This window comes from Paenibacillus sp. FSL R5-0928, assembly GCF_037970385.1.
In the GTDB taxonomy this organism is placed as follows: domain Bacteria; phylum Bacillota; class Bacilli; order Paenibacillales; family Paenibacillaceae; genus Paenibacillus_AQ; species Paenibacillus_AQ odorifer.
In genome coordinates this window covers 232,214-243,952 of the sequence record NZ_CP150225.1, presented here as the reverse complement: position 1 = coordinate 243,952, position 11,739 = coordinate 232,214, and the positions used below count along the sequence as shown (strand labels likewise).

The 11,739-nt window shown below is 43.2% G+C and carries 7 protein-coding genes and 1 tRNA gene; 1 reads left to right on the top strand and 7 read right to left on the bottom strand.

Features of this window, described 5'->3' with window-relative positions; genetic code table 11:
- Positions 1-363 precede the first annotated feature (363 nt).
- From MKZ16_RS01150 to MKZ16_RS01130, 5 genes are all read right to left on the bottom strand, one after another.
- A complete protein-coding gene (locus MKZ16_RS01150) occupies positions 364-708 on the bottom strand; it encodes a hypothetical protein (RefSeq protein ID WP_076105219.1) in 345 nt (114 codons plus the stop codon).
- 218 nt (positions 709-926) lie between these two features.
- Positions 927-2,027, bottom strand: coding sequence for a glycerol dehydrogenase (locus MKZ16_RS01145; protein WP_076101108.1), 1,101 nt, complete (start codon positions 2,025-2,027; stop codon positions 927-929).
- Between the two features lie 164 nt (positions 2,028-2,191).
- A complete protein-coding gene (locus tag MKZ16_RS01140; protein ID WP_076105218.1) occupies positions 2,192-3,586 on the bottom strand; it encodes an MATE family efflux transporter in 1,395 nt (464 codons plus the stop codon).
- 118 nt (positions 3,587-3,704) lie between these two features.
- A tRNA-Leu gene (locus tag MKZ16_RS01135) sits at positions 3,705-3,788 on the bottom strand.
- A gap of 227 nt (positions 3,789-4,015) precedes the next feature.
- Positions 4,016-8,323: a bifunctional 2',3'-cyclic-nucleotide 2'-phosphodiesterase/3'-nucleotidase gene (locus MKZ16_RS01130; RefSeq protein ID WP_076105217.1), complete on the bottom strand. Its 4,308-nt coding sequence runs from the start codon at positions 8,321-8,323 to the stop codon at positions 4,016-4,018.
- A gap of 686 nt (positions 8,324-9,009) precedes the next feature.
- On the opposite strand from MKZ16_RS01130, the gene MKZ16_RS01125 reads away from it, so the two are divergent.
- Positions 9,010-9,447 carry a hypothetical protein gene (locus tag MKZ16_RS01125; RefSeq protein WP_076105216.1) on the top strand — a complete coding sequence of 146 codons (438 nt, stop codon included), beginning with the start codon at positions 9,010-9,012 and terminating at the stop codon, positions 9,445-9,447.
- Positions 9,448-9,483: 36 nt separating this feature from the next.
- On the opposite strand, the gene MKZ16_RS01120 is transcribed toward MKZ16_RS01125, so the two are convergent.
- The gene (locus MKZ16_RS01120) at positions 9,484-10,398 is read right to left on the bottom strand and encodes a polysaccharide deacetylase family protein (RefSeq protein ID WP_076105215.1); all 915 of its coding nucleotides are present in this window, start codon (positions 10,396-10,398) and stop codon (positions 9,484-9,486) included.
- On the bottom strand, positions 10,370-11,692 hold the full coding sequence (locus MKZ16_RS01115; protein WP_036687199.1) for an MFS transporter: 1,323 nt from the start codon (positions 11,690-11,692) through the stop codon (positions 10,370-10,372). The genes MKZ16_RS01120 and MKZ16_RS01115 overlap by 29 nt, the downstream gene beginning before the upstream one ends.
- Between the last annotated feature and the right edge of the window lie 47 nt (positions 11,693-11,739).

The following is an 11,739-nucleotide window of genomic DNA, read 5'->3' as shown; positions in this document are numbered from 1 at the left end:
TAATAAGAATAGCCAACCAGCTGTTATGAACCCAATAACTATCTGTCCTTATAGAAGACAATTACAGACCTACTCGCTAACTATTCACCTCCACATCTCCAACTTTGTTATTGATAACAAACGCTAACAAAAACTCCTTATTTCGTTACACATTCCGGTATATGCAAGATTATAGCGGTTACATTGGCATAAAACAATCAAAATATTGCCTTTTGTTATAATTATTTTATCTTTTACGTTAGCACATATGTTAGTTATTCCGAAAATAAATAACAAAATTCAATTTAATATAACAAAAATAGACACCCCGCAGGAGTGCCTCCCAATAATCATATAGATGAGATCCTATTCATTTATCATGTTTTATTGGTGGCACGGAAACACAGATGTTCCTTCCCGCACCTCTTTCGTCAGATCGTCCATAGTGACAAGATTATGTGTAGTTCCGAGAACGATAATGACATAATACGATTGCCCACTTGAATCCTCGAGCACTACCTGATAACCTGACCCTCCAAATAAGGGTTTGCAAATCGTTGCAACTCTCAACGACGCACTTTCCGTGTACTCTTTGCGCACATAATCCATTCCAAGACTTCCTGCTGCCCGCTTGTTCTGACGCTCCGAGTTTCCGTGAATTACTGCTATTATTACCGCTCCAATAATTATGATAATAAGGATTAGATAACCCAATTGGTTTTTTCTCATCTTTCCTTCCTCCTTATTACATAGAGTACAATTGGCACAGCGCGGGGCGATTAGCAATAATCTTATTTCTGTAGGTCCCCCTATCCCGCGATTAAGTGCCGAAGCCAATATCTATATGAAAAATTTTACCACTACAATACCTCAAAAGCTTTCCCTTTATAAAAATAAAAGGCACCCCCAAGGGCGCCTTCATTATCACTGCATATTAGTTGTGCTAGTTATTTATAAGACTCTGCCAGCGAGTTCGCCACCACTATCGCATTGTACACATCTTCCGGAGTAACCGGGAACGGCATATTGCCCATTGTGTCTCCTTCTGCACAAGCAGCTTCAGCAACTTGGCGCCATTCGGATTCGATAAATTCCGTACACCCCAGATCGGCGAGGGTTAGCGGAAGATCTACATCCTTGATAAGCTTAATGACAGTTTCCAGCTCCTCATTTGAGGCATTTTCCAGTACTAACTGGGCTAAAAGACCAAACGTAACCTTTTCACCATGCTGAGCTTTGTGTAGTGAAGGAACGGCTGTCATCCCATTATGGATAGCATGTGCGGCAGCCAGACCACCAGATTCAGCACCCACACCACTTAGATAAATTGTCGCTTCAATGGTTTCCTCCACCGCGCGTGTATAGAGTTTCTGATCGACCGCACGTTTAGCTTTTACCGCATTCTTAAGTAGAGCTTCATAACAAAGTCTTGATATACCTAGACCCGTTGTAGAGGGTTTCATGAGTACGAGATTGTCACCATTAGAGGCATAACAAGCACGGGCTTCAAAATAAGTAGCCAGTGCATCGCCAATTCCAGCTGCGAAAAAACGGGAAGGCGCTGAAGCTAAAATCGCTGTATCAGCCAAGACTACATCCGGATTACTTGGGAGGAATAAGTATTGATCAAATGAACCATCTTTATTATAAATGACAGCCAGCGCTGTACATGGTGCATCAGTAGATGCAATCGTCGGAAAAATAACTACAGGCAGCTTCTCATAATACGCAGTAGCTTTTGCGGTGTCCAGTGTTTTACCTCCGCCGATACCAACGATGATATTCGCCCCAGCTTTACGGGCAAGTTCCCGATTACGATTAATCTCTTCCTGAGTACATTCATAATTGAATTTTTCAAAAGTAGCCTTATTCCCCGCACCTTCGATGGAACTTCCCGCCTCTTTCTTAGCACGTTCCAAAATGAACTCATCACAGATCACATAGGCATGATCGCCAAACGCCTTAATATACTCATTCAGATCTGAAAGTAAGTTATGGCCGGAGATAAATTTCTTTGGTGAAGTAACGGATCTAACGAAATGTGACATTGTGCAAGACTCCTTGTTGTGTGTTTTAGTAAGCATAAAGACGCAATTCCTACATATTATTACCCCGCTACCCAAGAAATACTCAAGCTGCATTCTCCAAAGGCACTCATCAGAGCATGCAAAAAAGACACCCCTCAGGGTGTCCTTTGATTTTTTTATATCTATTATATAACACGATGCTGAACCCATTTCTTGCCCATAAATCGCCGCAGGAAAATCAAACCTCTGATCCCCCACTCACAATTCATCGCCAGCCAAACGCCGAGTATACCAAAGTTCAGAACAATACCTAAGATGTATCCGAGCACTACACGGAACAGCCACATCGTAAGCATCGAAACCATGGAGGTAAACTTGGAATCCCCTGCTGCTCTAAGCGCCGAAGGTGTAATAAAGCTTATGGACCATAACGGAATTTGCGCAATCGTATTGATGAGCACAATCAGGAAGATATCTCTCACAATCTCAGCAGGAGGATGGAACATCGACACTAATGGATTGAAAAAAGGCATAATCAGCAACCCCATTACCACCAGGGAAAGAGAAGAGGTGACAAGGAATGATTTAATAAATTTTCGAGCATCCTTAACATTATTGCTTCCCATACATTGTCCCACCACTGTAATAATCGTTAAGGACAACGCATTCCCGGGGATTTGCATAATCCCTGCAAAGGAGGAGGCAATCGCATTAGTCGCAAGTGCATACGTACCCAGACTAACGATAAAGATCTGAGTCAGAATTTTACCACCATTAAAGAACATCTGCTCCGCCGCAAACGGCATCCCGATGAACATTATTTTTTTCAGCATAGACAGCTTAACCGCTACAAGATCGCGAATACGGATATGCAGATCGTTGTCCAGTCGGAATAGATAATAAAGTGCGCAGAACGCCCCCAGGTATCTAGCAATATTTATAGAAATGGTCATCCCCAGAACACCCATATGCAACAGGTTAATAAAGACGAGATTCAATAAGACGTAAGTTAAATTCATAATTAGCGAAAGCACAAGCGAGGCCCTCGTTCTACCGATTCCTCGAAGAGCACCACATACCGCTTCCACAACAGCTATACCAAGATAAGAGATACAGCTCCCAATCAAATATATTCGGGCGTTCTCCATAACCTCTGGTGAGGCCGCTCCAAATAGTAAATTTAACAGCGGATTGTGAAAAAGAATTCCGAACATCCCAATAGCAAATGCCATCAGCGAAACAGATGACGTAGCACCTGCCGTAGCTTTTGACACCATGAGGTCATTGCCGCTCCCTTTATACTGCGCAACAACAACCGTCCCACCTGTTGAGACGGCAATAAACACACTAATGAGAAAAATATTAAGAGAATCTATCATATTGACCGCACTGATAGCTGCCACACCAGACGAGCTTATCATAGCTGTATTCACTAGATTAAGACCCACCACAAAGGCCTGATCCACTAGGATAGGGATGAATAAAGCAATCATCTGACGATAATCTATCGATTCACCAGAGAAATACTTTTCCAGAAACCGCACACTTTGCTTCGTATTTACACCTACATTAGGCTCCATCTTTGCTTCACTTCTTTTACATAGAGTTTGTCAAATTGAATTATGCGTATAAATAGAAAAAGGCTCTTCAGGTTGAAGAGCGATTCAAAAGTATTGCCTGTTTATATGCACTTAGGTATGCGGTCGAGAGGACTCGAACCTCCACGGGGGTTAGCCCACACGGACCTGAACCGTGCGCGTCTGCCAATTCCGCCACGACCGCACAAAATATTAAAAAATACAGTGCAGAATATAAGTTAACATGATTTCACAGAAAGAGCAACAACAAATTTAACAAGTAAAAGCGCCATCGGCGTCCTTGTAAGGACAGTAAGCGTTAAAGGGAAGACTATAAGAGTATTGGTGCCACTTATACTTTCTTATATTTAAAAAAAGTGTATCGATGCCCTCACGAGGATCATCGATACACTTTTAGTTAGAACAATAGAATTATGATGCTTGTCCAAGCATGCGATAGATGATAACCGCTGCTTGAGCGCGATTAGCTATACCCTTAGGTGCAAATTTCCCACCATCAACACCGTTGACGATTCCCAATTGAGTTAGCTGTGCGATAGCCTCTTGTGCATAAGGAGCAATACTGGATTTGTCTGCAAACTTACCCAATGCTGCATTTTTATCAATCGGCTGTAGTTTGTCTTTCAGTGCGTTAGCAACCATAATGGCCATTTCTTCACGAGTCACTTCACGACCCGGTTCAAATTTGCCATTTCCAGAGCCTTGTACAAGTCCAGCCTTCACCGCAAGGGCGATAGAATCCGTGTACCAAACTCCTTGTTTAACATCGTTGAACGAACTGGTTGTTGCTGAACCCGTAAGATTCAGTGCGCGTACCAGCATCGTAACGAACTCTGCTCTAGTCACTGTTTTGGTTGGCGCAAAAGTATTTGCATCCAGACCTTTCAGAATGCCCTTAGCAGCCAATGCTTCAATAGCTTCTTGCGCCCAAGCTACCTTACCCAGATCCTTGAAGTTTGCTGCTGGCGCAGTAGTTGGTGCAGGTGTTACCGTTGGTGCTGTTGATGGCGCTGGTGTTGCTGTTGGTTTCGCGGTTGGAGTAGGCGTTGGAGTTACACCGGTAGAACCGCCTCCACTGCCATTGCCCGATCCCGAATCAGCCTTTAATTTATTAATAATACGTCCTTCAATGGCCGCTTTAATCTCTTTGCCATTAAACGTTTTTACAATGTAGTCGTAGAATACGTCCAAATCAATAGGTCCAGCCAATGAATCACTAGCTTGAGTCAGAACCTTGTAGTTATCTCCACCCGCAGCCATAAAGTTATTTACTACTGCTGTATATTTCTGCGTAGGATTAATTGGTGTTCCATCAGTTAGTGTGAGGCTCGCAATACGATCGGCTACTGGCAGATACATATTCGCTGTATATTTCAGTCCGGAAATTTGCAGCGTTTTGATATCTGGTGTTCCATCAGCTTTTACATTCCATTGCTGTTGCAGCAATGTTTTGATTTGCGCTCCAGTTAGTGTCAGCTTCACAAGCGTGTTGCCGAATGGCTGAATTTTAGCCAGATCGCCGAAGGTTACAGGACCTTTTGGAAGGTCCGCACGGATACCGCCTGGATTCATAAAGGCGAAATCGGCAGCTTTTGCACCATCGCCGAAGTCAGCATTACGCATAGAGTCAGCAATCAGATTCCCAAGTGCAGCCTCATTATTGTAAGCATCGGTACGAGTGATAGTTCCGTCCGTTGTACCTACTGGTTGGGTAAGCTCAGGATGCTTCTCAAGGTAAGCATTAACCAGTGCCACACTTTCCGGATCTGGTGTTACACCCTCATGGAAGGTGGAAGTTACCACAGCAGACTTGTCCTTCACATCACCTGTTTTAGGATCAATGATCAACTTGATATCCTCAAATGCTGTACCGTAAGAATAAGCTTGTACAATCAGCTTGCCGTTTACTGTTCCATTTGCAAGTGCATGGTTATCACCAGCAACGATAACATCAACAGGGGATTCCGCAGGAAGCGCATTGGCCAGATCAGCCGCTTCACCTGTAGTCACACCATCTTTGGTTGTTGCAGGATCATGTGCAAGCACGATAATCGTCTCAACACCTTTAGATTGAAGCTCCTTAGCGTATTTCTCCACAGCCGCCACTTCCTCATCAGGCGTGAGGAAATGCACGCCGGCCGTACCGGAAGGCGCTACCTTGCTTGGTGTGGATTTTGTTACAAGACCAATAAAGCCAATTTTCACACCGCCCACTTCTTTGATTACATAAGGATTAATAATTGGCTCGCCAGTTTTGGCATCCACTGCATTCGCATTAACATAATCAAAATTGGTACCCTTGTGGGTAACATTGCTGTCCTTAGGGTCCACGCCGCCATAAAGCTGTGTCATCAATGCATCGACACCTTGGTCAAATTCATGGTTTCCTAGGGAGCCCACATCAAATCTCATCAAGTTCATCCACTCAATCGTCGGCTCATCGCGCTCAAGCGAAGATACTGGAGCAGATGCACCTACGGAATCTCCGTTATGGAAGAGTAGAGAATTATCGTATTTAGCCTGTGTTTCTTTCAGATAAGTCGCAAGAATAGCAGCTGTCCCCACATTCTTATTGTTGACGACAGACACCGTATCCAGTTGACCGTGGAAATCATTAATTCCAAGAAGGTGAACTTCTACGTCCTTAGCTGGTAGAGCCAATTTATAAATACTAAATCCCTTAACATCTTTTTCACCAGTGTCCTTAATGTTGGCCGGCATAACTTTCGCCGCTTCTGGTGACGAAGTAAACGTGAGATTTACGTTATCCGAAAGTGGAGCCAAAGACCAGTTGCCATCCGCAGAAGGATCTATTGTACCTACTTCTTTGATGTAGTCCATAAGGATCTGGCGATTCTCATCCTGGGAATCGACTAGAATCTCCGAACCCTTCACACCTGGGAAATTCCCTCCGCCACTCGCACGGTAGTTGTTAGTCACAACAATGAAGTCTTGGTTAGGATCCAATGTTTTTCCTTTATACGTAATTTGCTTCACACGACTCGATGAAGCATCGTTTATAACACCGGTAGGAGTATATTTTGCAGGTTTGGTTACATCGATTGTGTACTTAATGCCATCAATAACATCGAAGTTATAAACAGCAAACTCCCCATTCAGCAAACTTTGTGGAGCTGTGCTGTCTACTTTGATAGTATTAAACGCACCCGCACTCATTTCAACCCATTCCTTAACAACAGAGCCTTTAACTTTAATGGCTTTCAGCGTGTTGTCATACAAATACAAGTCACTTGCACTACGAATAGTCAGTGGACCTTTCTCAATACTCGTGTACTCTGAAGGACCGTTACGTCCAGCCTTGAAAGGAGCACCTACGCTGAGAATTGGAAGATTTTTATACTGTGGAAGATTGGTATCAATATACTTCTCCACATACCACTTCTGGGCATTGGTAACAATCTGCACGGTAGGGTCGTCCTGAACCATTGCAAAATAGCTGTTCATCGGAGCGGTAGTAACACCTAGCTCTTGACCTGTATAGTCAATAGTAGCTTGGTGATCTGCTGCAACAGCAGCATCAACAGCAGCATCCGGTATAGCATTGGCTATGGAGCGGGTTGAGGCGATGGATTTATCTTTGTCCACTTCCCATTTGCCGCCTACTTCCACCAATTTGAGATCAATCAGACCCAAGTAACCTCCACCATAACCCGCTTGCACGGCTGGAGTCCCATTAATGTGGCCATAAACATTATCAACAACAGATTGAGCGTTATTATACGCCTGCCCTGTTAGGGGATCCTTGAAAGAAGCGTCAAGGGATTTATCATCAACTGTTGGGAACACTTTGTGAGTGTGTGAGAAGGTAATCGCATCAATGCCGTCAACCTTACTTAAAAGATTGATAGCATTCTCTGCACCAGTACCCGCAACTGCGGTTGCATCGAAGCCGGTATGTGCCATTGCTACGATTACATCGACACCCTCACTCTTCATGATAGGAACATATTTTGCTGCTGTTTCAGCAATGTCCTTAGCAATGACTTTGCCTTCCAGATTAACCTTGTCCCATTCCATAATCTGCGGGGTCACAAGACCAAGCACACCGACTTTAATATCCCGGAGCTGGTTATCGCTATCCACTATTTTTTTATCAAGAATGACATAAGGTTCAAAAGCATTTACGTCATTATCTGGATTACCATCTTTATCATCAATATATATATTGGCATTTACATAGGGGAAGTCCGCACCACTCAATGGGTTATTAGCACTGCCCTTAATAGTCCGATTTAAGAATTCCAGCCCATAATTGAATTCATGATTACCAAAAGTCGCAACATCATATTCCATAATATTCATAGCCGCAATCATAGGGTGTAGCTTAGTCTCTGATTCTACTAAATTACTTTCATTCGCGATGTAAGTACCCAATGGCGTACCTTGAATCAAGTCCCCATTGTCGAGCAGAAGATTATTATCAGGATATTCGCTCCTAGCATAAGTAACCAACGTAGCTGTCCGATCAAGTCCTACAGTTACTGAAGCTGCATTCTTAAAATAGTCCCAGCCGTAGACATTGGTGTGCACGTCCGTCGTGCTCATCAGCCGGAGTTTGGCTGTGGCTGCGGATGCTGCTTCAGCTTTATCTGTAACCCAAGCTGCACCCAAACCAATACCTCCAAACACCTGCAAAGAAAGCACTGCAGTTGCTAATACAGAAGCAATCGGCTTATTCCATCGTGTCTTCCATCCCATAATAATATTAGTCCTCCCTATCATTTTCACATAATTTCTGTGATATTATATCACACAAACATAACCAATTATCATATAATTGTAAAAATAATATAAAACAATGTTAAATATAATAACATAAGAAGAAAGACCTAAACTTATGAATCCGTTTTTATAGGTCAAGAGTCAATAGATGCAAAAAGAACACATCTTCACCAGATGTGTCCTAAAAACAATCCTATATAAAGTCTAGAAAAGTCGAATCTATATCCGGCACTACTTTTTACCCATTCATAGCAGTAATCCCAAAACAGATTGCAGTTATTAGAGATAAGGGTGTCATCACAAGTTTTTCTTTCATGCTCCTCGACAATAAGTTCATTATAGTATTAAGAATTAAATAGACTGCGAAAAAATAACATACCCTTCTATCAAAAGGTAATCCAATAGAGATCACATTACCTGCCTGCAATAAGTACAGGATGGCAATTAGCTGTATCACTACTGAAACTCCACACGCGACTCTCATTTGTGGAGGCATAATTCTATGCCTTCCTCCCATTGCAAATTCCCCATAAGGCAGTCCCAGAGACAGCAGTACATACAGAATCACTGCTCCCAAATATTTTTTTATGATGAACCAGCACAAGCAACACAAAAATATCTGAGTAATATAGAAGTAAATAGACCAATGAGGTGATCCGCAAATGGCAAATACAACGAAGATTCGCAAACGTGCTGAACAGCTGAAAGGTAGACCCGTATGCATTACGCTACATGATGGACGTACGTATGTAGGATGGATAACCGGCCTCGATAAGAATGGACTGACCCTTTCCAAACCGCGTAAAAATAAACACAAAAAATCAAAAAAACACTCTTCTTCCCGCTCTCGGAAAGCAAACGTATCAGGATTAATGCCCTTATTCGGCTCACTTTTCGGAATGGGTGGAGGCGCTCTAGGCTCCGCAGGAGCAGGGGCTTCCAGTTCTGGAGGCGGTGGATTTGGCGGATTTGGGGGGTTCGGGGGAATCGGCAACTTTATTGGAATGGTACAAAAAACTATGCCGGTTATGAAGATGGGCTACAATATGATTAAATCTATTTCCCCCTTCCTTAACGGGCTAAAAGGATTAATGGGATAATCAAAAGACACCCCTCAAGGTGTCTTTTATTTTTGCTCATAATCTTATCAGGTTCTTTAACAATCTGCCTGCAGATCTTAACCGTGGACGTTTTAGATGCTCCTGTACATAACGATAATTCGTCAATTCAACCTTAGCATCACTGAGGGCATAGGTAAAATCATCATCAAAGGGCAACTTATACTCCCAAACGCGCTTACTCCAGTGCGGAATATTTGCTTGCATCCATGGATCGTCTATCCCGGGATGAATATAGGTCTCACTAACGCCATCCGGCAACGAATACAGCTTAGCAATAATAGATCTTTTAAAACTTTCATACGTCTCGCCTTCCTCTACACCAAAAGGATGCGACAGCAAATAGTCGGGAATCGGCACCCCAAACGTATCCGCCAGCCCTGCTCCAAGGGCAACTGGTCGTTTAATATTTTTCAGCGATGCCAAAAGCGGATCCTCAGCATGGATGTATCTGAAGAATCGTGAGGGCAATCCCCAGCGCGAAATTTTCCACAACGTCTGCGGTAGCAAGCTGCGTCCTGTTTCCATTCCGTATAAACTACCCATGTGGTTGTCTACATGGCTAATCACTATTCCCGACTGTTTTACTCGCTCGTACTGCGCATCTATCTCCTTTAGTACGGCTTTTGTCTGCGCTCCCTGTTCGAACTCTTTTACCGTCCTATATTGATGTCCGCTCTCGTCGTGAAGAGAAGTCTCTCCCGTCAGGCTCGCCCAGCGCAAAGCCTCAAATTCACTAGTCATCGTCAAGTGAAGTCCCACATTTCGTTGTTGCCTGCGACTACACCATGCAGCTGCCTCCTCAAACCCAGGGGCCACCGCCATAATCGTTGCGGAGGATACTTTTTCCTCTTCCAGCAGATGTTTAATCGCCTGATTCATGGGGGGACTTTGTCCAAAATCATCACAATTGATGATTAATTTTTTGTTCATAGTCAGCCTCACCTCTCAAAGAGTCCATAAATGTAAATTTCATTGTGAAGGATATGACAACAGCTATGGCCAACAGACATAATGGCACCACACTTATTAAATACCTAAATGTCGCTTCAGGATTGGACCCTGGGTCATCACCGCCTTGATAGCCAAAGATCATACCTACAATGAAAAAAGCTAACGCAGAGATTAACCCGCTTGAACGAGTAATGAATCCGCTTACAGCCGTGTAGATTCCTTCTCTTCTCAGACCTGTTTTTTCCGCATCCTCATCAATAATCTTGCCACCTACTATTGCTGGGGTCACTAGAAATCCGGCTAATCCGAAACCGACAACTACGCCAGCAGCCACACCACTTAAGAGATCATAACCAAACCATAACGGAATTACCGATAACGCATATAAGATCAGTGATAACCGCCACGCCTTGACCCCGTCCATCTTACGAATCATCCAGTACCACACGAATACTAATGGAATGACCGAAACAAACACAGCTGCGAGTAAAATCGATACCTGAGCCTCTGAGATATGAAGTACATATTTTGCATAAAAAGGAATCATCGAGCTTACAAGTCCATTCACCGTTTGAGCAAAAGAGTTCGAAATATTAAACACCCAAAACTTTTTATTCCGAATGGTCTCCCGAAAAGCTGGAATCAACTTCAAGGGTTCCTGCTCTGTGGGCTCCTTCTTTTCTTGGACATTCATCATACATAAAAACATAAATACTCCAAAGAGACAGGCATACACTATAGCCATATTAGAGAAATTAATAGCTGCAAAAATAATTGGCGTTAAGGCAGTACCGATTAACAAAGCAACGACCTGATAGCCTTGCTGAATCGCGGAAGCTTTTGCCCGAATACGGTCTCCTCGGAAGAGCTCCGGGAGTAACGCTCCATAGTTCACCCACAACACAGTAGCGACTGCCTCATAGAAAATAAGTGTGACTAAAAACCAAGTGAACAATCCATTCTCAGATAATCCGCCGGGAGGGGAGAAAACCAGTACAAATGCCAGCATAAATAACGGAATTGAGCCAAATACCCATGGTCTGCGTCGACCTAAACGAGTATCTGTGCGATCTGACCAATAACCAAATAACGGATTGTTTACCGCATCCCAGATCAGAAAGATTGTTCTGGCTAATGTAGCAAGTCCAATGCCCAATCCTAATTTTTCTACATAAAAGTAACTGTAAAATGAACTAAATGCCTGACTTGGAACCATCATCGCAAACATCCCTAAAGCAAAGGTGTACGGCGAATTGATCCATTTACGCTTCACTCACATACCTCCCATATGGAAAAGATCCGGTTGTAATATATTACCAT

Excerpts from the sequence above, each read along its gene's own strand:
- MKZ16_RS01140 (WP_076105218.1), bottom strand. The coding sequence starts at position 3,586 with ATGGAGCCTAATGTAGGTGTAAATACGAAGCAAAGTGTGCGGTTTCTG.
- MKZ16_RS01130 (WP_076105217.1), bottom strand. The coding sequence starts at position 8,323 with ATGGGATGGAAGACACGATGGAATAAGCCGATTGCTTCTGTATTAGCA.
- MKZ16_RS01125 (WP_076105216.1), top strand. The coding sequence starts at position 9,010 with ATGGCAAATACAACGAAGATTCGCAAACGTGCTGAACAGCTGAAAGGT.
- MKZ16_RS01150 (WP_076105219.1), bottom strand. The coding sequence starts at position 708 with ATGAGAAAAAACCAATTGGGTTATCTAATCCTTATTATCATAATTATT.
- MKZ16_RS01145 (WP_076101108.1), bottom strand. The coding sequence starts at position 2,027 with ATGTCACATTTCGTTAGATCCGTTACTTCACCAAAGAAATTTATCTCC.
- MKZ16_RS01120 (WP_076105215.1), bottom strand. The coding sequence starts at position 10,398 with ATGAACAAAAAATTAATCATCAATTGTGATGATTTTGGACAAAGTCCC.